This is a genomic window from Gemmobacter nectariphilus DSM 15620 (genome assembly GCF_000429765.1).
Classification (GTDB): domain Bacteria; phylum Pseudomonadota; class Alphaproteobacteria; order Rhodobacterales; family Rhodobacteraceae; genus Wagnerdoeblera; species Wagnerdoeblera nectariphila.
The window spans coordinates 1-21,084 of sequence record NZ_AUCM01000019.1 but is presented as its reverse complement, the minus strand read 5'-3'; the positions used below and the strand labels follow the sequence as shown (position 1 = coordinate 21,084).

Below are 21,084 nucleotides of genomic sequence, written 5' to 3'. Positions count from 1 at the left end.
ATGATACAGGCCCAAGACATCGCCGGCCGCGTGGCCGTGATCACCGGGGCGGGGCGCGGCATCGGCCGGGCCTTTGCCGAAACGCTGGCAGCGCAGGGCGCATCCGTGGTGATCGCCGACCGCGATGCCGCGCTGGCCGACGAATGCGCCGCGGCAATCCGCGACAGCGGCGGGGCGGCGATGGCGGTGGCGACCGACATCGCCGACAGCGCCTCGGTTCTGGCGATGCGATCGGCAGTGATGATGGAACACGGGCGGGTGGATATCCTCGTCAACAACGCCGCCCTGATGTCGGCGCTGGAACGCCGCCCGTTCTGGGATATCCCGCCCGAGGAATTCGACCGCGTGATGCAGGTGAACACCGGGGGCACGTTCCGCGTATCGGCCCTGCTGGCGCCGGTGATGCGGGCGCAGGGCTGGGGGCGGATCATCAACATGTCCTCCTCGACCGTGCTGGTCGGGCATCCGAACTATCTGCATTATGTGGGGTCCAAGGCCGCACTTCAGGGCATGACCCGGTCGATGGCGCGCGAACTGGCGGGCAGCGGGGTTACGGTGAACGCGCTGCTGCCCGGCCAGATCCTGACTGGCGATGTCAACATCGGCCAGACGGATGAGGCCATCGCGCGCGTGTTGGCACGGCAGATCGTGCCGCGGTCTGGTCAGACCGCAGATCTGACCGGCCTCCTGGTCTGGCTGGCTTCGGCCGCCAGCGATTTCACCACCGGCCAGTCCTTCGTGCTGGACGGCGGCTTTGCGCTGATGTGAAGCGGATGGAACAGATGAAAGGATCAGACATGGCGCATCAGGTGCAGTTTTCGCTTTCCGAACGTCCCGACGGATCGGGGATGCCGCTGTATACCCAGCTGTATTCGCTGTTCGTCAAACGGCTGGAATCCGGCGACTGGCAAAAGGGCAGTCAGATCCCCACGCTGGACGATCTGATGGTGGAATATGGGGTCTCGCGCGCCACCGTGCGCGAGGCGATGGCCCGGCTGGAACGCGAGGGCATCGTCAGCCGCAGCCGGGGCCGGGGCACGCATGTGCTGCGTGATCTGTCCAAGGACCGCTGGCTGCTGCTGCCCAATACCTGGGACGAGCTGGTCCACCACATCGAGACGCTGGAAGCCGACGTGACCGAGGTGCGGCGCAGTTTCGTGCAATTGCCCCCGCTTGGGCTGCGCGGCATCGCGGCGGCGGAATACTGGCAGGCACAGCGTGTCAACCGGCTGGGGCCGGGCGGCGCGCCCTACAGTCTGGCGACCGTCAGCCTTGCGCGCGACATCTACGATACCGATCCGGACACCTATGGCGGCAAGTCCATCCTGCCGGTGCTGGCGCGCGACCCGCGCGTGACCATTGCAGCCGCGCATCAGGCGCTGACCATTTCCACCGCCGATCTGGAAGCCGCGCATCATCTGGGGCTCGAGGTCGGCGTTCCCGTGGCGCAGGTCCGCCGCGAGGCGCTGGATCCGGCCGGGCGGCTGATCTACCTGGCCGATATCGTCTATCCCGCGCGGCATCTGCGCATTGACAGCCAGCTGATCTAGGTGCCGGCCATGGCACAGGCAGAGCGGCTGGAAACCGATGTGGCGGTGATCGGCGGCGGCGCGGTGGGTCTGGCCATCGCCCACCAGCTGGCGCAGGACGGGGCCGAGGTCGTTCTGGCCGAGGCCAACGCCCATTTCGGCGACGAGACCAGCGGGCGCAACAACCAGGTCATTCACGCCGGGTTTCTCTATCCGCCCGGCAGCCTCAAGGCGGCGCTGTGCAAGCCGGGGCGCGATGCCCTGTTCGCCTGGTGCGCCGATCGCGGTGTGCCGCATCGGCTGGCGCCCAAACTGATCCCGGCGACAGGGGCCGGGGTTGCGGCGCTGGTCGCGCTGCAGGCGCAAGGCGCGGCGGCAGGCGTCACCGATCTGGACCTGCTCGACCGTGCGGCGCTGGCACGGCTGGAACCCGCGATGCAGGCTGATGCGGCGCTGCTGTCGCCCTCGACCGGCATTGTCGATGCGGCGGCCCTGGTCGCCAGCCTGCGCGATGCGGCCGAGGCGGCCGGCGCGATGCTGGTGCCCGCCGCCAGCGCGCTGGGGGGCGAGATCGGGGGCGCGCGCCATCGGGTGCGCATCCGGTCCGCCGATGGGTCGCTGGCCGATCTGTCCTGCCGTTGGCTGATCAATGCGGCCGGCCTTGGGGCCGCACCGCTGGCCCGCGCCTTGCACGGCTTTCCGGCCGCCCATGTGCCGCCCATTCATTTCGCACGCGGCCAGTTCGCGGCGCATCGCGGCCAGGTGCCGTTTCGCCACCTTGTCGTGCCGCTGGGCGCGGTGCTCGAGGCGGGCGGGGCGCTGAGTTTCGACCCCTCGGGGCAGGTGCGGTTCGGGCCGGATACCTGCTTTGTGGCTGACCGCGACTATCGCCTGACGGATGACGTGCCCGCCCCCCAGATCGACGCCATTCGCCAGTGGTGGCCCGGGCTGGATGCCAGCCGCCTGGCCCCGGACTTCGCCGGTATCCGCCCGCGCGTGACGGGCCCCGGTCAGCCGCCCGGCGACTGGCGCATCGACGGACCCGAGGCGCATGGCGTGCCCGGCCTGATCCATCTGTTCGGGATCGACACCCCCGGACTGACCGCGTGCCTGACGCTGGCCCGGCATGTCGCCGCCTGCGTCCTTGCCCCCCAACCGAACGGAGTTCCCGCATGACCCAGATCGTGATCCCCGCCGCCGATGGCGGCAGCTTCGGGGGCTACCTGGCCCGCCCCGCCACCCTGCCAGCGCCGGGTCTGGTGCTGATCCAGTATATCTGCGGCGTCAATCAGGTGATGCGCCGGCTGGCCGACCACTTCGCCGCGCTTGGCTATATGGTTCTGGTGCCCGACATCTACTGGCGGCAAGAACCGGACGTGCAGCTGATCCCCGATCCGGCACGCCCAAGCCCCGAGGATATCCAGCGCGCCCTGTCGCTGAATGCGGGCATCCGTGACGATCTGGCGGTGTCTGACCTGATCGCCGCCGCCGAGGTGCTGCGCGCGCTGCCCGGCTGCGATGGCCATGTCGGCGCGCTTGGCTATTGCCTTGGCGGGCGGCTGGTGGTGCCCATGGCGGCACGCGGCCGGCTGGATGCAGCGGTCAGCTATTATGGCGTCAACCTGGACAGCTACCTGCCCGAAGCCGAGGCCAGCGACACCCCGCTGCTGGTGCATGTCGCCGGCGAGGACGATCTGGTCCCGGCGCCGGTGCGCGAGGCGCTGCGCGAGCGGCTGGGGGCGCGCAAGGATGCGACCGTCGTCATGCATCCGGGCGTCAACCACGCCTTCGCGCTGCCCAGCGGCCCGAACTACGATGCCGATGCCGCGATCCGGGCCAACAGCCAGTCCATCGCCTTTCTTGCCCGGCACCTGCCGGTGAACCGCTGAACGGGGCCCATCATGGAACAGATCGAAACGCAGGTTCTGGTGATCGGCGGTGGCGTCGTGGGCATGACCGCCATCATGCTGCTGACCCGGCTGGGCATCGACGCGCGGCTCTATACCTATTACCCCGGAACCTCGCCGCATCCGAAGTCCCATATCCTCAACCAGCGGTCTATGGAGATCTTCGACGAGCTGGGGCTGGCGGACAAGGTCTATGCCGTCTCGACGCCGCCGGAAAAGATGCGCGCGGCCGGCTGGTATGCCGGGCTCAAGGGCAGCCACCCGATGAGCGGGCGCGAGATCGGCCGGGTCGAGGCCTGGGGCGCCGGATGCGAGGACCCCGACTATGTGGCCGCCAGCCCGTTCCGACCGGGCAACTACCCCCAGATGTATCTGGAGCCGATCATCAAGGATCATGCCGACCTGATCTGTCCGGGGCGGCTGGTGTTCAACCACGAGCTTCTGGATTTCACCCAGGACGCCGATGGCGTCACGGCGCGCATCCGCGATCGCGCCACCGAGCGCGTGTTCCAGGTGCGTGCCCGCTACATGATCGCCGCCGATGGTGGCAAGACGGTGGGTCCGCAGCTGGGGATCGAGCGGCAGGGGCAAGCGCGGATCATGCGCATGGCCTCGGTGCATTTTGCGGCTGACCTGTCACAGATCGCGACCGGGGCGGATGTGCTGACGCGGTTCTTCATCAACCCCGATGTGGGCGGCAGCTGGACCTCGGGGGTGATGATCCCCGAAGGGCCGATGAAATGGGGGCACCTGTCCGAGGAATGGGTGTTCCACATCCGCAACCCCGACCAGTCCGATGCCCCGCTGGACCGCGATGCGATCATCGCGCACATGCTGCAGGTTCTGGGCCTGCGCGCGGACGAGATCGACCGCGTGATCCATGTCAGCGAATGGCTGATCCAGGGCATCGTGGCCGAGCGTTATTCCGAAGGTCGCATCTATCTGGCAGGCGATGCCTGCAAGGTGCATCCGCCGACCGGCGGTCTGGGGATGAATTCGGGCGTGCAGGATGTCTACAACCTGTGCTGGAAACTGGCGCTGGTGCTGCGCGGGGTCGCGGGGCCGGGCCTGCTGGCCAGCTATGAAACCGAACGCCGCCCGGTCGCGCAGGCCAACGTCAAGGCTGCACTGGCCAATGCGATGAACCATTTCAAGATCGACACCGCGCTTGGCCTGTCCGACCAGAACGACCGCGCGACCAACTGGGCCAACATGGCGCGGCTGTGGAGCGGTCAGCCCGATCACGCCACCCTGCGCGAAGAGGTGTTCAAGGCCGTGCAGGTTCAGCGGCTGGGCTTCCGGCACCACAATATCGAATTCGGCTATACCTATGCCGACGGTGCGCTGATCCCCGATGGGGCACCGCCCTATGAACCGCTGGACGCCATCCGTCTTTATGAACCCGCGACCCGACCCGGTCACCCGTTGCCCCATGCGTGGGTGTCGCGCGATGGTGTCATGGTGCCGCTGGGCTCACTGGTCGCAGACGGGCATTTCCTGCTGATTGCTGGCGAGGATGGGGCCGACTGGGTCGCCGCCGCGCAGGATCTGGCCGCTGCGCGCGGGCTGCCGTTGCGGGCGATCCGGCTGGGCCTGGACGAGGGTGATTACCTCGACATGCGCGCCACCTGGGCGCGGCTGCGGCGCACCGATAGCACCGGCGCGGTCCTGGTCCGGCCTGATCGCTATATCGCCTGTCACATGCCGACCGGCGTTGCGCAGCCCAGAGCCCGGCTGGCCGAGGTCCTCGGACGCATCCTTCCTTGCGATGCCTGAGCCGTGTTGACAAAAGGCAGCCGCAGGGCGGGTTGAACGTGAACCAGGCTGGTATCTGCAATGCAGACCTGCCTGGCACGAGACCTGATGTCGGTCAGGCGTTTCATCCGTGCCGTGCCCGCCCCGAACGGGTGCACATGGGCCACGGCGGCGAGGTTCAGGCGCTGTTTGACCACCTGCGGCGTGACGAATAAGGCGGCTGCGATCTCTTCATCGCCCGGAACCTTCTGGCTGACCCCGAAGGCCCGCCAAGCCAGCGCAAGGCTGACCCCGTGTCGCGCCCCTGCCGTCTCGGCCATCTCGCGGCGTTGAGATGGCCGTGTCATTTTTCCAAGAGCCCCCTTGAGCAGATGGGCCTGCAGGCTGAGGTCCGCATACATCCGCTTCAGGCGCCGGTACTCCCTCGCCATTGGGCTTGATCCAATGGGGCGCCAATGGCTCGACCCATGGCCTTCATCTGGCTGATCAGGGACGCGCCCATGCCGCCATACTTCGCCCGCCGCTTGTAGAAATACGCGCGGCTCATGGCATGAGCCCGGCACAGCTTTGCCACCGGCAACCCGCCTTCGGCCTGACGCAGGATCCCAAGGATCTGCGCCCCAGTGTATCTGGTTGTCTTCATTCAGAACTTCTTCGTTCATCCTAGCGAGAAGGTTCTGTTCATGCAGCCCCTTGCTTTCGGGGGGGGGTACCCCGGTTCATCACCATCAGCGCCTTCTGAATGTGCTGGATCGCCCCGCTCCGTGACCTGCGCCAGCACATCACTCGTCTGTGAAATTGCCTGTGCCCATCATGGCCTCCTTGCCTCAAAGTTGGCGAAGAAGGCGTCCATGCGCCATGGGGCTGTTCACACCCCATCAGGCCAGTCAAAGAAAATCGCTCTGTGCCAGATCAGAAGCACTGGTCATGCCGAGCAGGGCAATGGTGAAATCCGAGGTCCCATTGCCATCGTGGTCAACCGCGAGCGCCGCGCCGGTAAAGCGGACCTCGGTGTTTCCGGTTGCCGTGAAGGAGGATGAGCCCAGATAGACAGTGCCCGACGCCCCGCCGCTGATCTGGATCAAGCCGTCCCATGGTGTGCCGTCGAACTGGCCTTCGAAACCGGAAATCACATCCGCGCCGCCGATATCTGTCGCATCGAAGACAAAGGTATCGCTGCCGTTCCCGCCTTGCAGCGTATCATCGCCTGCCCCGCCGGCCATCGTGTCCGCTCCAGCCCCGCCTTGGAGAAGATCGTTCCCCGCACCGCCGCGCAGGACGTCATTGCCCGCGCCGCCGTCAAGGGCATCTGCGCCCAGACCGCCGATCAACCGATCATTGCCGTTGCCGCCTTCCAGCGTGTCGTTCCCGGCATTGCCCTGCAACAGCAATGCACTGGACCCGGCTGCAGACTGCGCCCGGACCCAATCGCTTCCGGTGCCGCCGATGACCGTACCTGCGAATTCGCCGAGCAAAAGCACATTCCCGCTGTCGGACAGCGTGATCTGTGACATGCCAAGGCTGGCGGTGCGCAGGTCGGCCGTGCCACCGGAAACAAGCGTCAGGGCGCCGGTCTGGATTGCTGTGGTGAAACCGTTCGCCTGATCGGCGGTCATCCGCACGCCGCCGGAGAAGCCCTGAATCGCTTCGATCGAAAAGATGTCCACCAGCGACAGATCGACAGGCCCGGCAACGCCGGTTCCGTCCAGCACGTCGGTCCCCGCACCACCGTTGTAGACTTCAGCAGCCACAAGTTCGCTGGCGGCAGTGATCAGCAGGGTATCATTGCCCTCGCCGCCATCCATCGAATCCCGCCCCGTGCCACCGGTGATCGTATCGTCACCACCCATGCCCTGCAGACTGTCGGCTCCCCAGCCGCCTGTCAGAACATCCGCGCCCATGCTGCCGCTGAGCGTATCGTTGCCGCCATTTCCGTTCAGGCGAACGCCCTCGTCGGCAAAGGTCAACATGATGCGGACAGTGTCGTCGCCGGCGCCACCGTTCACCGTTCCCACAAAGGCGCCCTCTTCGGCAGTTCCGCCGCGGATGACCAGGCTGTTGCCCGCTGCGGACAGATTGATGACGGGCACGGTCACCCGGCGAATATCGGCAAGGTCGATGCTGCCCCCGGTGGTGATGGAAAGCGGCCCCGTCAGCAGGTCACCTGAATAGGTGTCGAACTGCGCTGCGGTCATCTTGAGGCCGCCGGAAAAGCCGGTGATCCGTTCTAGTCCGTCGAACGTGACCGTGCTCAGGTCAACCATCGTGGTCACGCCAGTGCCGTCCAGCGTGTCTTCGCCAAGACCGCCGCTGTACACTTCTCCGGCCTTGATCTCCGAGGCCGTGGTCACGATCAGCAGATCGCTGCCCGAACCGCCGCGCACGGTGTCGCGGCCAGCGCCGCCCGTCAGCACATCCGCCCCGCTGTTGCCCGAAAGTTCGTCCGCACCCGTCCCGCCGGTGATTGTATCGGCCCCGTCGCCGCCCGCCAGGGTGTCGGAACCGCCGTTCCCATGAAGGGTTACGCCAATGGGGATGTAGACATAGCCGGCCGCATTCACGGTGACGACATCGTTCCCCTTGTCGCCATTCACTGTCCCGTTGAACGTGCCGAAGAACAGGGAAGGAAGCCCTTGCAAGGTCACGGTGTTCCCGGCCGCCGACAGATTGATCACGCGGGTGCCGACCTGCACATCCAGAAGATCAAGGTTCCCACCAGTCGCCACCTGCAGCGTCCCGGTGGCAAGGCTGCCTGACAACCCGTTCAGTTGCGAGGTCGTGGCTGTCAGACCATCTGCAAAGCCGGTGATGCTTTCGATCCCGCGCAGTCTGATACCGACCAAAGATGCAGCCCCCACGCCATCGCTGCCGCGCAACGTGTCAAGTCCGGCGCCACCTTCATAACGCTCGCCTGCGACCAAGTCCGAGGCATGAGCGATAACGAGGTCATCCGCGTCGGCGCCGCCGTACAGCGTATCCTTTCCGCTGCCCCCGACAAGCGTATCATTGCCATTGCCGCCCCGGAGCTGGTCATCACCCGCGCCGCCATCAAGACGATTGGCGCCCGTGTTGCCGCGAATCACATTGTCCAGGTCATTGCCGGTCCCGTTGATCGCTGCCCCGCCGGACAGTGTCAGGTTCTCGAAGTTTGCGGACAATGTGTAACTGATGGTGCTGTCGACGGTGTCAATTCCCCCACCCGGCAATTCATGGACACGGTCTTCGATGCTTCTGACAAGATAGGTGTCATGTCCGGCGCCGCCGTACATCTGATCGGCGCCGGCCCCGCCATCAAGCGTATCGTCGCCCGCCCCGCCGTAAAGGACGTCGTTGAACGAGCCGCCGTACAACACGTCATTTCCGTCATCACCGAAAATGGTATCGCGCCCGGCGCCCCCTGACAGCACATCTGCCGAAGTCGTGACGCCAAGAATCTCCACCGATCCCGAAGGCGGCAAATGACCGTCGCCCGCCCGATGGATGAAATCGTTGCCGTCGGTGCCCACGATTGACGCCATGACCAAACCTTTCATTCGCGGGACAACCGGCCGCCCGTATCCGCGCCAAGCCAATTCCGGAAGCAGATGTTGCACATGGCAACAACCAAGTAAACAACGGCATGAGGCTTGGCCTATGTCCCGCGAGCGTCTTTGCGATCGCCGACAGATTGACGGTCAAATCGAGCGCATCCATCGGGTGCGGGCTGCACTTCGGCCCATCGAGGCCTGGCGCCCGACGCAAATCAGCCCAGTGCCTCGCCGCGGCTGGACAGCACGGCTGACAGCTGGCGCGCGTGGTCCAGAAGCTGCGCCAACAGACCCTGCTTGCGGTCGCCCAGGCTGGCCTCGATGCCGACAAGGCCAAGGCTGCCGATCATCTGGCCCGCCCCATGCACGGGCGCGGCCAGCGCAAAGACGCCGTTCAGCGTTTCCGACACGCTGAACGCATGGCCCTGCCGGCGGATCTGTTCCAGGCTTTCCAGCAGCGCATCGGCCTCGGTGATGGTGCAATTGCCCAAGCGCGGCAGGCCACTTTGACGGATCACCGCATCGACCAGATCCGGCGCCTCATGGGCCAGGATGACCCGCGCCGAAGCCCCGGCATGAAGGGGCGTGCGCACCCCCTCCTCGATGGCCAGATGGATCGCCGTGGCCGGCAGCGACCGCGCGACTGCAACGCAGGTCATACCACGGCGGACCATCAGGTAACTTGCCTCGCCGCTGGTCGCGGTCAACTGGTTCAGGATCGGCATCGAGGCGGCGCGCAGCATCTGGTCCAGATCGTGATGCGCCCCCAGCGTCAATGCCTTGAGACCAAGACGATAGCGCCGGCTGCGTTCGTCCATGGCGACGAAATCCTTGTCGCGCAGCGTGGCCAGCAGGCCATGCACCACGCTTTTGGACAGCGACAGCTCGCGCCCCAGCTCGCTTACGCCCCATTCGCGCGGGGCCGCTGCCAGCAGCTCCAGCAGATCAAGCGCCTTGGTGATGCTGCTCAGCCGGCCCGTCCGTGCGCTGGCCGACGTGTCCGCCACTTCGGCGCCCGAATGCTGGTCGGTGTTGGAATGCGAGGGTGGCATGACATCTCCGCGGGTCTGGGACCTTTCACATCGGGATAAGCGACAGACCAGGACTTGCCAAGCGGGGCCATGTCCATATGATGAACATTGTTCGTATATGATGAACGAATCAATCAGGGAGAGCACGGCAATGACAGCAAGCGGATTTCTGGCCGAGCGCCGCCCGATCACCGGACCCATGGCGTGGACCGGGGCCGATTTCGGGCCCCGCAGTGAATGGCACTATGCCTTTTCCCCGGCACAACTGGCCGAGATCGAGGCCGCAGCCGCGCATCTGGGCACGCTGGGGCGCGCCTTGTCCGAGGTGACCAGCGCCGACTTTCCGCTGCCCACGCTGGGCGACGAATTGCGCCGGATGGACGAGGTGCTGCGGTCCGGCTGCGGCTTTGTGCTGTTCAGCGGCATCGACGTGACCCGCCATAGCGAAGACATGCTGCGGCTGATCTTCGTGGGGATCGGGTCGTATTTCGGCGTTTCGGTCTCGCAAAGTCATCGCGGCGATTATCTGGGTGACGTGATCGACCGCGCCGAGCCGGGCAACGAACGCCCCTATCGGCGCGGTGGCACGATCAGCATGCACCGCGATCCGTCCGACATCGTGGGGCTGTTCTGCCTGCGCAACGCCAAGGAAGGCGGCCTGAGCCGCGTGGCCTCGGCGGCGACGATCTGGAACACCATGCTGGCCGAGCGCCCCGACCTGCTGGAGCCGCTGATCGAGGGCTTCCGTTTCTATCGCCCGACAGCCGACCGCGGCGATTCACCTGCGTTGACGCCCGTCAGCATTCCGGTCTTTGCCCAGGACGCGGATGGCCAGCTGCATTGCTCCTATATCCCCGAGCTGATCCGCAGCGCCGCGCAGCATGGGGCCGAGCTGAGCGCGCAGGCGCTGGAGGCGCTGAAGGTCTTCGAGGAGATCGCCAACCGCGACGGCGTCTTCCTGGACATGGAATTTCAGCCTGGCGACATGCAGTTCCTCAACGATCGCACGACGGTGCATGGCCGGACGGACTATCGCGACTGGCCCGAACAGGACCGCAAGCGGCACCTGTTCCGTCTGTGGATGATGTGCCCGCACTGGTCAGAGGCCACACGTCGGCTGCGGGTCTTCGACGAATTTGACCGGGCAGGCGGCGGCATCCGCAAGGCAGCCTGACCGCGCAGGTGAACCGATGCGGCGAATGCCCCCACCCCAAGGACATCACATATGCCAAGATGGTTTCACAGGAACCGAAGGACGGGCACAGCGATAACGACACCGATCAATATGTTGGCGATTGATTTGGCAATGGTCCGTTTCCAGGTCTGCGCAATCGGACAGGATGGGGCGGTTCGATATGACCGGGTGCTTTCGCGGTCGCGTCTGGCGACACTGTTGGCCGGGCAGCAATGCTGCGTCATGGTGACGGGGGCTTGTGCCACATCACGCTATTGGGGCCGGGTGGCGCAGTCCCATGACCATGAGCTGCGCTTGGTTCCGGCGGCGTATGTGAAGCCGTTCGTCAAGCGGCCAAAGAACGATGCTGCTGACGCTGAAGCCATTGCGGAGGCGGCCTCGCGGTTTGTTGCCGTGAAGAGTGCCGAGACGCAGGGCCGTGCCGTCGCCTTCAGTAGGCACCGATGCTTGGTCAGGCAGCGCACACAGCTCGGCAACCAGCTGCGGGGGCATCTGGCCGAATTCGGGCTGGTTGCGCCGAAGGGGCTGGCGAGCCTGAAAGTGCTCGAGACCGCGCTGGCCGAGGAGACCAGCACTCTACCCGGCGCAGTCCGGGAGAAGGGGGCGATCTACCTTGACCAAATCGCGAGACTGACCGACGTGACCACGCGGTCGGCGAACGAACTCGAGGCGACCACAAGGACCGATGTTCAGCTGCGTCGCCTCTGCACCATTCCCGGGATCGGCCCAGTCACAGCTGGCGCCATCGCGGCATTCGTGCCCGATCTCGACACATTTGAAAGCGGGCGCAGACCAGCGCGCGACCAGAGTTGGGCAAGCAGCAGCGTGTGGCCGGCTGTCATGCGCCCCTTCCGGCATGCCAGGTCGAGGGCCTCTTCGACGGTATCAATCAGGGTCTGACCGCGCGCCTTGCCATTCTCGCTGGCCATGCGGGCCGCCTCAAGGCCCGCGCCAAGCAGATCGAGCAGGTCCGCGTCCTTCGGGGTCGGCTCTGCGACGGCGCAAAGCCGCGCGACGATCTGGCCTCCAAGGGCCGGGCGCTGCAGCATGTCAAAGGCGGCGCGCTCCAGCACTTCGCGACGCGCCCCGAACCCGTCATCGCCTTTGGCGGCAAGGGCGGCCAAAGCCTCATCGATCCGACGTCTTGCCACCTGTCACATGTCCGACTGCCGATTTTCGCAGCCAACCTAGCGATGCTTGACCAGCTTGTCAGGTCGATACGGCAGGAGCGATCCGTGACGAAGCGCAAGCAGGGGGCCGGTGTTCGCCGCGCTGATCATCATGCCCTGGCGGCAGCCCAATCTGGCCTGGGTCGCAGTCGTCGCCCTGATGGCCATGCTGTTGCGCACATGGATCGGCACCAAGCCGCGCGAGATCGGTGCCGAATTTGCCGCCATGCGGGAGAGCCGCAAGCAAGCGGATCGCGCGGTCCGCCTTGGGCCGTCGCTTACATTCGCCCCAGCCGATCCTCATCGTCGATCACGTCCAGGGCGCAGCCATCGCGGGTCCAGTGCCACAGGACCATGTTCAGGTCGGTCCCAGCGGCTCCCTTGACGTAGCTGCGGACCAGCAGGCCCACGAACCCCTCGGCGACGAGGCGCCGGGAGAAATCCTGCGTCGGCACCGCACGACCGTCCAGCATCGCCGCGCGCCATCCGGGATCGGCGAGGGACGCTGCGGGCATCCCGCGCGTCGCCAGCTCGTTCGGGTCACGCGCATCGAAGATGGGGCCGAGATCGGCGCGCGCTGTCGCAATCTGGGAGAGATGCTTCACCGAGGAGGGATGGCGGTTCGGATAACAGCAGGCCGCGTCGGCGCTTGCAGAATATCCAGAATATCTGTATATTCTGGCCAAATGGAGGTTCTGGCATGCAACAGCTACCCGAGTTCAAGGCCGCAGACCTGACGCGGCACACCAGCGAGCTTTTCGATGCGGCGATACGCTCGCCCGTCGCGATCACCAAGCATCGCAAGCCGAAATTCGTGCTGATGAGCATGGATCAATACCAACAGCTTGCGAAAGGTGCGACCCAGCAGGTTCATATGCTGGGTGAAATGCCGGACGACCTCAAGGCGCTGATGATCGAAGGGCTCGAGCGGGACATGAACCAGGATGGTGAATAAACCTGCGGCCGGAGAGGTCTTCCGCTATCCCTTTCTCTGGAAGCGGGAGGACCTCTCCGGCGAAACCGAGGGCCGCAAGAAGCGTCCCGTTTGCATCGCCGTAACTGTCGCCAGGCAGGATGGCGAGACGGTGGTCTTCATTCTGCCGATCACGACACAACCGCCACTCCCCTCGCGACATGCCATCGAGGTCCCCGAAATCGAGTCGCAGCGCGTCGGTCTCGAAACCCATGTCCGCAAATGGATCATGCTCGACGAGGTCAACACTGACATCGTCGAGCGATCCTATGTCTGGGATGACCGCAAGCAGCTTGGCGCTTTCAGCGCAGCCTTCACCGCCAGAATTCGCACGACTCTTCTGACCCTGGCCAAGGCGGGCGCTGCGAAGCTCGTGGACCGCACGAAGTAACTCGCCCAGGCCGGTTGGCCTCACCGATTTCCGTCTATCCACTTCGACATCGGCCCTCGGTCCCCAAAAGCATTCGTCCGGTACGGCGCGCGGCGTATGATCCGCGCCAGCTGTTTGGCAAAGGCAACCTGCCTTGAGGTCGGATGGCCCATGTTGGCCTGCTGCCGCTATCGTGGACACGAAGATAAGATCGTGACCAAGGGACCGGGGAGTGGACATGACGGCCGCAAGCGAAGTTCAGCCGTGAGTTCAAGATCGAGGCCGTAAGGCTGGTGGCGGACCGTGGCGTTGCGGTGGCGCAGGCGGCGCGAGACCTTGATGTGGCCGAGAGCGTTCTGCGCCGCTGGATGCGGGAACTGACCGCGACACCGGCCACGGCGTTTCCCGGGAACGGGCAGAGCCGTCAGAAATGGACCGCCGCAACGGCCTGAGAGATACAGTTGCTAGTTTGACGGGTTGAAGTTCCACGGCAGCAGATCGTCGAGGCGGCTTTGCGGATGGCCGTTGGCGATGGCTGTCAGGGTGGCCTTGAGATGGGCGAAGGGCTCAATGCCGTTGATCTTGCAGGTTTCGATGAGCGAGGCGATGCGGCCCCAGGCGATGCCGCCTTCGTCATGCCCGGTGAAGAGCGCGTTTTTTCGATTGAGGGCGATGGCGCGGATCAGGTTTTCGACCCTGTTGCTGTCGATCTCCACACGGCCGTCGTGCAGGAAGGTTTGTAGCCGCCCGCAGGATACTGCGGCGGCGCCGCGTTCGGCGCAATTTCCCGGGCGTGAAGCGATGGAGGCGGTCAGAGCCAGGGACAAAGCCGCCCTGCGGCACGGGGTGTGGCCCGCGTGGCAGGCCGCGCCCCCTGACCGAGCGGGCGCGACAGGAACGGCGGGATGGTTGCCAGGCCATGCCCGGTGAAGGACGCCCCCCTTGTTGCCAAAGGGGGGCGCAAGATCATGGCGCGTCAGCCGAAGATGAAATCGCTGGCCGTCACATCATCAGGAACGACGCCGGAGAAGCGTGCGATCGCGACCTGGCCGCCCGACAGGCCGACGGCCTCGAAGTCCAGCGACAAGGTGCGAGACGCCCCGTTCCAGTGGATTGCATCCGTGGCCGCAAAGCCCATGCTTTCCAGCTGACCGATCAGGTCCACGGACAGCTGCAGCGCATCCACGCCTTGCTGGAAGTTCCAGATCAGATCAACGCCCGTGCCGACATCTTCAAGGCCGAAGACGAACACATCGGCACCATCGCCACCGTTGAGGGTATCGGAACCGGCGCCACCGCTCAGGGTGTCGGCGCCATCCTCACCGAGAAGCCTGTCGTCCCCGGCACCTCCGAAGAGCTGGTCATCATCTGCACCGCCCCTCAGAGAATCCGTGCCTGCCCCGCCGAACAGCGAATCCGCGCCTTGGCTGCCGAACAGGCTGTCGTTGCCATTGCCGCCATCCAGCATGTCGTTGCCCTTGTTGCCGGACAGCCAGTCGTTGCCGTTGCGACCCCACAAGCGGTCATTCCCCCTGCCGCCGAACAGCACGTCTTCTCCGGCACCGCCCAAAAGCCGGTCGTCACCGTCTTCGCCGTGAAGCGTATCGTTTCCGGCCTCTCCGGACAGCCGATCGAACCCGCCGCCGCCCAGAAGGCTGTCATCGCCATCACCGCCCAGCAAGGTGTCCCGACCCGCCATGCCGGACAACTGATCGTCGCCTTCCAGGCCCGACAGCAGGTCGTGCCCTTCGTCGCCGGTCAGCGTGTCGCCAAATTCGGTCCCCGTCAGGGTCTGATTGCCAGCGGCCGGTTGCAGCGTGATTTCGGTCCGGGCTAGCAGGTTGCTTCCGCCCGAAACCGATTGGGCAAGAGAGATGGTCAGGCTCTGGGGCCCGTCGGTGATGGTCGAGGTGAAGGTCAGCGCCTCCATCACGGCTTCCACCTCTTCGCGGGTCAGGCCCGAGACAAGGGACACATAGTTCGACTGGCTGCCGTTGCCCCAATAGCCGATGTTCGTGTCGCCACGGAACAGGAAAGCATCCGGACCTTCCTGCACAATCCGGAAATCACCGCTGACCCCGATCTGCACTTCGGCCGGACGCAGGATGTTGATCGAGATGCGGTCATAGGAAATGCCGGTGGGCAGCGTGACGTCCGTGTCGATGTTCATCGGCGTGGTGGCGATGGTGGCGGCATCGAACTTGACGACACGCGACAGGCCCTCGATCAGCGGGGTCCGGTCAAGGTTCACATCGACAAAGCCGCGGACCACCGCTGCGCCATCCTGCGTAAGGGTGATCGCCAGTTCCCGATTGGTCACGTTCGACGTGCTGGTGAAGGTCAGCGCCTCGAGCACCGCTTCGACCTGTTCGGCCGTGACGCCCACGAAGAAATCGAACACCAGCGGCCTGCCTTCGCCACCGTTGACATAGCCGATCAGTTCCAGCCCATCGGCGCCCTGACGATAGACCATGTTGCCGCTCAGCCCGAACTGACCGACGGCCGGGGTTTCAAAGGTGCGCACCCCCAGCACATCGCCCGGTTCCTGACCGGCTACCGTGATGTTCAGCAGCCCCGAGGAGAAGGTTTCCGGCACCGTCACGTCGCTGTCGATCAGCACCGGGCCATCCAGCGCCAGGACGGCCGTGTTGACGGTGATCGACGATGCCAGCCCGTCCAGTCCCGGCACGGCGTTGGATTTCACTACCTGAACCGTATCCTCGTAGAACACGCCTTGCGAATTGGACAGCTTGTAGGTCACCGACGACGTGGTGCCCACCGGACCACCGGCGGCCATGGTCACCGATTCGATCAGGTGTTCAAGCCGCTCAGCGGTCCAGGTGCTGTCATTGGCGACCTGAAGCCTGAAGCCATAGCCCAACGCGCTGTTCTTGAACGGCAGGCCGGTATAGCTTGCAACGGCGGTCGGTTGGTTGAACTCGTCGATATAGAACAGCGTGATGGACTGATCCGGCTGGGTCTGAAGCTCGAAATAACGCAGGCCGACAATGTGACGCCCAATCCCGACTGCATCGCCCAGGTCGCCATTGGCGGTCGTGACCTCCAACGTCCAGCCGGTGTAGTTGCCCGGTGCCAGGCTGACGTTGGTATCGACGAAGGGCTCCACCGACATGTCGGTAACGGGGCCATCGCTGTCATTGTAGTGGACGTTCTTCAACCCGTCGATCGGATTGCCCGTCACAGAGACATTTACTTCGGCGCTGGTCCACCGATTGCCCTGCGCGTTGTAAACCGAGACAGTCAGCGTCCGGTTGTCGGTCGAGAAACGGCCCGTGCTGGCCAGGGTCAGGTTCTCGATGATCGTTTCCAGCACCGAGGACGGCGCATCTTCGTTCAGCCGGATCACGGCGGGGGTGGAATTGAACTGGCCACTGTCCGCATCATAGCCCGCATAGCCGCCTTCAAAGGTGCCGATGGTCACATCGCCCCCCTGGGAGGTCAGGATCAGGTTGCCTGCACCATCCACCCGGAACGGTCCGGCATCGGACAGGCCGACAACATCGCCGGCTGCCAGGCCCGTCACCTCGATACGCGCATCATCCTGGGTGATGCCGGCCGGCAAGGTCACGGTCACATCATCATCCAGCACCATCGCCGCGCCGCCGGCCTGGACCCGATCCGACGTGTAGAAGTCCACGCCAGTCAGTTCCGGCTTGCCATAGGTCAGTGTCGCCGTGCTTTGCGCCGTGATCCCGTCCTGCACGGTTTCAACGGTAAAGGTCAGCTCGCGCGTCGGGGGAAAGCCCCAGATTGCGCCCACGTCCCGGAACCGCAGGTCGTTCATGAACGATTCCGCCAGGCCAGAGCTGGTGCCGCTCATGAGGAAATCCACCACAAGGTCTCCGGCATCGTGATAGCCGGGGATCGTGATGGTCGCGAAGTGCGAGCTGAACCAATAGACGTTGTAGGTGTTGCCCTGAACTTGATCGGGGTTGTCCATGTAGAACATGCTGCCGTTGGCGATGCCCGGGATGTCGATGTTTCCGATCAGGCCGCTGATCGTCAGCTTGCCGCCAGAATAATCCCCCGCCGGAAAATCCACCATTCGGGCCAACGGGCCATTCGGATTGGCCGAATCAATCCAGATTTCGTCGGCGATCCCGCCGATTTCAGGCACCATCGACACAGCAATATCCTGCGAAACCATCGGTGTGGTCTCGCCATGGCCGGTCAGGGTCAGCGACAGCGTGCGGGCGCTGTTTTCCGTCGCGGTCGAGAACTGGATGTTCTCGATCACCGTCTCGATGGTGGCCGCACTGGCCGGGGTCAGGAACTCGACCATGAACGGTGACTGTGCGGTCCCGTCATTGTAGCCAAAGGTGACGTTCGCGATTTCGTCGCCATCCATGTGCAGGCGCCACGACCCTTCGGGCAAGGACGGATGCTGCGTGATGGTGAACGGGCTGCCCGCCCCTTGCAGGCGCAAGTTGACCGTATCGCCCTGCACAAGGCCCGCCACTGACAGCAGGCTTCCCATGCTGTCGAACCCCGGCTCCAGCGTGACGGTGACGTCGCTGTCCAGCAGCTGCGCGCCCTGATCGAAGCTGCCCGCGTTGAACACCGCCGTCTCGGTCAGGTCGGCCAGTGTCACCGGGGCAACCGCCTCCGGGCCATCAAGGGTCACGTCGATGGTTCCGGTGATGTCGTTCCCTGGATAGAAGATGGACGACAACGAATAGCCGAGCTGGCGGGTCGAAGTTTCCCGCTCATCGGTGGTCGAAAAGACCAGCGCCTCCAGCGCGCGTTCCAGGAAGGGGCGCAGCACGAATGCGCTGACCGTGAAAATGAATGATCCCGGGCCGCTGCTGTTCATGTACCCCAGGGTCCCGGAGTAGTCAGGATAGCTTGCGGACAGATAGCCATCGGAGAAGAAGAGATTCGCGGACTCCTGAAAGGCGACCGTATCGGTCGACTCCAGGCCCGTGATCGTGAAGGTGTATGAAAAGTTCGAATTGTAGCTGTCCGGCAGCGTGATCGCGCTGTCGAGCAAGGTCGGGGTTCCGCGGCCCTCGAACGGCAGCGCAAGATCATCAAGGTCGTCAATCGTCGTGGTGGGCATGATATACTCTGGGTGTATGGACGCACGCGCTCATCGCCTGGAATGCAGGAACGATGGTTGCCGCGCGCAAGTTTCAGGGATGCAGACTTTTTTGACAGGGGCCGTTCGGGGGCCGCCTTGCCGCTGTCAGGGCCTTGAGACGGACCCCGGCTCCGGGCCTGCGCGGTCGCAGGCGTGCGGGTCGGGCATCAGGCGCAGGCAAGACACTGCAAGGCGGACCATGAGAAAGCCTTTGTTCGGGTCGAAGGTCATCGGAAACGGCCACGCCCGGCTGACCGGACGCGCCAATGGCATGGAGTTCGCCGTCATCGGCAGTCCTCTGGGCGAGAGCTGTCGGGCTTCTCCCGAACATTCCCCGTGACCGTGATGGCGCAGGGGGCCTCATGTCTATCTGGGTAAGGTCGCGAGCCCTTTGGCGTCAACAAAATCCAGCTTCAGGCTCATCTTTTTAACTATCTGATATTACTGGATATGTAGCGAGTGTCATCAAATTTGGAGTGGCCGTCATTGCGAAAGATTCGCGCGATCTGTGGCACGGCTGGTCAGGATTGAACGGGCACGATACGCAGGGGCACCAATCACCGGGAACCCAACTGGGCAGGATGCAACTATTGGTAAAGACTTACATCTTCGGGTAGATCGAACGCCTTTGAGGCATGTCGGACACACGGCGCATGGTGCGCGACAACTTTCGCAGCAAGGAACATTTTGTCCGGGCCGGGCGGGCCTATCCGCCAGCGATAGCGTGCGATTGAAGTGGGCCTATCAGCTCGGGCTGCTGGACGTTCCCCAAGGAAGCGAGACCAGCCATCCGGGCCTAGTGGTTTTCGACGAACCCCGACAGCAGGAAGCAGCCGAGGCGAGCGTTGCTGGTCTGCTGGCGGAGGCTTCAAGGATAGCAGGTGGACGATCTCAGATCCTGATCGCGACTAGTGAGGATTTGTCTAAGGTAAAGGGCTTCTGAACCGCACCGGGTTTGCCGGAGGCTGATTGACGTTAGTTACGCGGCCATGGCTTCAGTTTCCAGAGCTGCATAGAAGGTGGCCTCGGCTTCTGCGGGCGGGATGTTCCCTATGGGCTCGAGAAGACGGCGGTTGTTGAACCAGTCCACCCATTCGAGCGTCGCGTATTCCACGGCTTCCAAGCTGCGCCATGGGCCACGGCGGTGGATGACCTCAGGCCATTGATCGTCTCGGCCAAGTCGTTGAAGCTCCTATATTCGTCAAGCGGGTTGTGCGGGGAATTTAGGCCTGCACAGCGCTGCGAAGATTTCTCGGGCAATGTATCGCTTTATGCAGCGCACGATTTCGCGGCGGGTCTTGCCTTCAGCCATACGCCGCGCCGCATAGAGCTTTGCTTCCGCGTCGTCGCGCATCCGCACGATGGCCACACGGTAGAGCGCAGCATTCGCCTGACGATTGCCGCCCCTGTTCAGGCGCATCCTGTCCGAGGAGTTCCATTCCGCAGCTCACCTTTGCGCATGTGGGTGCGGGCAAGAGGTCAGAACGCCCCTTGGTCCGACTGAATGGGCCGTTCGAGCAGACGTGCGAGGGCCAACTCGGCGCCCATCTGTTGGAAACTGGCAGCTGCCCTGCAAATCTCATTACTTGATCACGAACGGCAATGTTCAATGGTCCAATCAGTGGACCGACAAACAGATCCATGCCGGGCGGCAGAAGGAACATGCGAAGCGTACTGCACATTATGAAGCGCGAGAGCCAAGGGCCTCGTGGTGGCGTCTGCTGCTAGGATTTGTGCACGATAGGCTAGGCCGATAGTAGGAGGGGGCTCACGCCCCCTGTCCAAACCTGATGATCGGGATGCCCATCTTGCGGGCTTTGTCGGCGAGGTTGTCCTGGATGCCGGTGCCGGGGAAGACCACGACGCCGATCGGCATGCAGTCCAGCATATGGTCCCTGAGGCTGATGCAAGCGGTGACAGCGCAGGCTCCGCTGTTTGCCACCGCAAAGTGGGGGAATGGTCTGGCATGCAAGACGCCTGAAACGACCATGCGCGAAGTTGTCTGGCCCGCAGCGCGGCGCGGCGGAAAGTGCCGCCGTGTTCGGCCGGCTGTGAAGGTGATCGACCTCGATTGCTTTGACCGTCCGATCAGGCCGATGGAACCGCTTCCGATGGAGGATACTGCCCGTCGCCTGAAGGGCGAGGCGCGCCCTCATGCAGCGGAGAGGACGCCGCAGGTTGAATGCCGTCGTTTCGACCAACCTCTCGCGCCAGACCGCGGAAGCGATCAATGCAGCGCGGCAATGGTAGGGTGATCTGCACGCTGGAGGCCAGCGAACCCTTTGACGACGAAGAGACCCTCGAACGCGTGGCGGACAGGCCGACCGACCGACCCAGAAGTGGCCGGCCGACTTCACATGGAGCTGGACTGCGGAAGGCTGGCTCCAGGTCATGGCCGTGCTGGACCTCGCTGCACGGGATATCTTGGGCGCTCCCAGATATCAGGTCATTGACTCCCAATTGGCATGCATACTATTCCCAATCATCAAGGATTGGAAACCAGCATGTACGAGCGGTTCGTTACGCA

General features: G+C 64.3%; 15 protein-coding genes and 4 pseudogenes. 11 read left to right on the top strand and 8 right to left on the bottom strand.

The features are described from left to right. Genes G481_RS0115945 through G481_RS24155 form a run of 5 tightly spaced genes read left to right on the top strand, consistent with a single transcriptional unit; the run spans position 1 to position 5,212 of the window. Positions 1-768 (top strand): SDR family NAD(P)-dependent oxidoreductase, encoded by a 768-nt coding sequence (locus tag G481_RS0115945; RefSeq protein WP_028030912.1) that lies wholly within the window; start codon positions 1-3, stop codon positions 766-768. 29 nt (positions 769-797) lie between these two features. After that, positions 798-1,550: a GntR family transcriptional regulator gene (locus G481_RS0115940; protein ID WP_028030911.1), complete on the top strand. Its 753-nt coding sequence runs from the start codon at positions 798-800 to the stop codon at positions 1,548-1,550. Positions 1,551-1,559: 9 nt separating this feature from the next. Then, positions 1,560-2,705, top strand: a complete 1,146-nt coding sequence (locus G481_RS0115935; protein WP_051294591.1) for an NAD(P)/FAD-dependent oxidoreductase — start codon at positions 1,560-1,562, stop codon at positions 2,703-2,705. After that, the gene (locus G481_RS0115930) at positions 2,702-3,418 is read left to right on the top strand and encodes a dienelactone hydrolase family protein (RefSeq protein WP_028030909.1); all 717 of its coding nucleotides are present in this window, start codon (positions 2,702-2,704) and stop codon (positions 3,416-3,418) included. Before G481_RS0115935 ends, G481_RS0115930 begins: the two co-directional genes overlap by 4 nt. A gap of 12 nt (positions 3,419-3,430) precedes the next feature. Beyond that, positions 3,431-5,212, top strand: coding sequence for an FAD-dependent monooxygenase (locus tag G481_RS24155; protein WP_051294590.1), 1,782 nt, complete (start codon positions 3,431-3,433; stop codon positions 5,210-5,212). Positions 5,213-5,439: 227 nt separating this feature from the next. On the opposite strand, the pseudogene G481_RS24150 reads toward G481_RS24155, so the two are convergent. From G481_RS24150 to G481_RS26000, 3 genes and pseudogenes are all read right to left on the bottom strand, one after another. Further along, positions 5,440-5,834, bottom strand: a pseudogene (locus G481_RS24150) (transposase); the annotation flags it as partial. Between the two features lie 244 nt (positions 5,835-6,078). After that, positions 6,079-8,709 (bottom strand): beta strand repeat-containing protein, encoded by a 2,631-nt coding sequence (locus tag G481_RS26005; protein ID WP_028030908.1) that lies wholly within the window; start codon positions 8,707-8,709, stop codon positions 6,079-6,081. Positions 8,710-8,933: 224 nt separating this feature from the next. Then, the gene (locus G481_RS26000) at positions 8,934-9,770 is read right to left on the bottom strand and encodes an IclR family transcriptional regulator (RefSeq protein WP_028030907.1); all 837 of its coding nucleotides are present in this window, start codon (positions 9,768-9,770) and stop codon (positions 8,934-8,936) included. A gap of 130 nt (positions 9,771-9,900) precedes the next feature. On the opposite strand from G481_RS26000, the gene G481_RS25210 reads away from it, so the two are divergent. Then, entirely contained in the window at positions 9,901-10,923 is a 1,023-nt protein-coding gene (locus tag G481_RS25210) for a TauD/TfdA family dioxygenase (protein ID WP_051294589.1), read from the top strand. A 51-nt stretch (positions 10,924-10,974) separates the two neighbouring features. Beyond that, positions 10,975-11,844: an IS110 family RNA-guided transposase gene (locus G481_RS24140; RefSeq protein ID WP_342666594.1), complete on the top strand. Its 870-nt coding sequence runs from the start codon at positions 10,975-10,977 to the stop codon at positions 11,842-11,844. Between the two features lie 547 nt (positions 11,845-12,391). Here the strand turns inward: G481_RS24140 and G481_RS24135 are convergent. After that, the gene (locus G481_RS24135) at positions 12,392-12,718 is read right to left on the bottom strand and encodes an RES domain-containing protein (RefSeq protein WP_245594988.1); all 327 of its coding nucleotides are present in this window, start codon (positions 12,716-12,718) and stop codon (positions 12,392-12,394) included. Positions 12,719-12,813: 95 nt separating this feature from the next. Here G481_RS24135 and G481_RS0115885 point away from each other — a divergent pair, with 95 nt between their 5' ends. The 3 genes and pseudogenes from G481_RS0115885 to G481_RS25550 form a co-directional block, all read left to right on the top strand. Beyond that, positions 12,814-13,068 (top strand): type II toxin-antitoxin system prevent-host-death family antitoxin, encoded by a 255-nt coding sequence (locus G481_RS0115885; RefSeq protein ID WP_028030905.1) that lies wholly within the window; start codon positions 12,814-12,816, stop codon positions 13,066-13,068. Next, entirely contained in the window at positions 13,058-13,477 is a 420-nt protein-coding gene (locus G481_RS0115880) for a hypothetical protein (RefSeq protein WP_028030904.1), read from the top strand. The genes G481_RS0115885 and G481_RS0115880 overlap by 11 nt, the downstream gene beginning before the upstream one ends. Before the next feature lie 233 nt (positions 13,478-13,710). Next, a pseudogene (locus tag G481_RS25550) lies at positions 13,711-13,881 on the top strand (transposase); the annotation flags it as partial. 39 nt (positions 13,882-13,920) lie between these two features. On the opposite strand, the pseudogene G481_RS24130 reads toward G481_RS25550, so the two are convergent. The 4 genes and pseudogenes from G481_RS24130 to G481_RS26400 form a co-directional block, all read right to left on the bottom strand. After that, positions 13,921-14,199 (bottom strand): annotated as a pseudogene (locus G481_RS24130) (transposase domain-containing protein); the annotation flags it as partial. 233 nt (positions 14,200-14,432) lie between these two features. Then, positions 14,433-18,536, bottom strand: coding sequence for a calcium-binding protein (locus G481_RS25205; protein ID WP_051294587.1), 4,104 nt, complete (start codon positions 18,534-18,536; stop codon positions 14,433-14,435). Between the two features lie 1,000 nt (positions 18,537-19,536). Beyond that, positions 19,537-19,742: pseudogene (locus G481_RS24120) on the bottom strand (IS3 family transposase); the annotation flags it as partial. Positions 19,743-19,758: 16 nt separating this feature from the next. Continuing rightward, complete coding sequence (locus G481_RS26400) at positions 19,759-19,977, bottom strand: hypothetical protein (protein ID WP_169728719.1); 219 nt, start codon at positions 19,975-19,977, stop codon at positions 19,759-19,761. Here G481_RS26400 and G481_RS27000 point away from each other — a divergent pair. After that, positions 19,955-20,314 (top strand): ubiquitination-like system serine protease family protein, encoded by a 360-nt coding sequence (locus G481_RS27000; RefSeq protein WP_084451004.1) that lies wholly within the window; start codon positions 19,955-19,957, stop codon positions 20,312-20,314. The two genes, G481_RS26400 and G481_RS27000, sit on opposite strands and share 23 nt — an antisense overlap. Positions 20,315-21,084: the final 770 nt, after the last annotated feature.

What these genes read in the sequence shown, in the direction of transcription:
- G481_RS0115945 (WP_028030912.1), top strand. Translation starts at nt 1, where the DNA reads ATGATACAGGCCCAAGACATCGCCGGCCGCGTGGCCGTGATCACCGGG.
- G481_RS0115940 (WP_028030911.1), top strand. Translation starts at nt 798, where the DNA reads ATGGCGCATCAGGTGCAGTTTTCGCTTTCCGAACGTCCCGACGGATCG.
- G481_RS0115935 (WP_051294591.1), top strand. Translation starts at nt 1,560, where the DNA reads ATGGCACAGGCAGAGCGGCTGGAAACCGATGTGGCGGTGATCGGCGGC.
- G481_RS0115930 (WP_028030909.1), top strand. Translation starts at nt 2,702, where the DNA reads ATGACCCAGATCGTGATCCCCGCCGCCGATGGCGGCAGCTTCGGGGGC.
- G481_RS24155 (WP_051294590.1), top strand. Translation starts at nt 3,431, where the DNA reads ATGGAACAGATCGAAACGCAGGTTCTGGTGATCGGCGGTGGCGTCGTG.
- G481_RS26005 (WP_028030908.1), bottom strand. Translation starts at nt 8,709, where the DNA reads ATGGCGTCAATCGTGGGCACCGACGGCAACGATTTCATCCATCGGGCG.
- G481_RS26000 (WP_028030907.1), bottom strand. Translation starts at nt 9,770, where the DNA reads ATGCCACCCTCGCATTCCAACACCGACCAGCATTCGGGCGCCGAAGTG.
- G481_RS25210 (WP_051294589.1), top strand. Translation starts at nt 9,901, where the DNA reads ATGACAGCAAGCGGATTTCTGGCCGAGCGCCGCCCGATCACCGGACCC.
- G481_RS24140 (WP_342666594.1), top strand. Translation starts at nt 10,975, where the DNA reads ATGCCAAGATGGTTTCACAGGAACCGAAGGACGGGCACAGCGATAACG.
- G481_RS0115885 (WP_028030905.1), top strand. Translation starts at nt 12,814, where the DNA reads ATGCAACAGCTACCCGAGTTCAAGGCCGCAGACCTGACGCGGCACACC.
- G481_RS0115880 (WP_028030904.1), top strand. Translation starts at nt 13,058, where the DNA reads ATGGTGAATAAACCTGCGGCCGGAGAGGTCTTCCGCTATCCCTTTCTC.
- G481_RS25205 (WP_051294587.1), bottom strand. Translation starts at nt 18,536, where the DNA reads ATGCCCACCACGACGATTGACGACCTTGATGATCTTGCGCTGCCGTTC.
- G481_RS26400 (WP_169728719.1), bottom strand. Translation starts at nt 19,977, where the DNA reads ATGCGCCTGAACAGGGGCGGCAATCGTCAGGCGAATGCTGCGCTCTAC.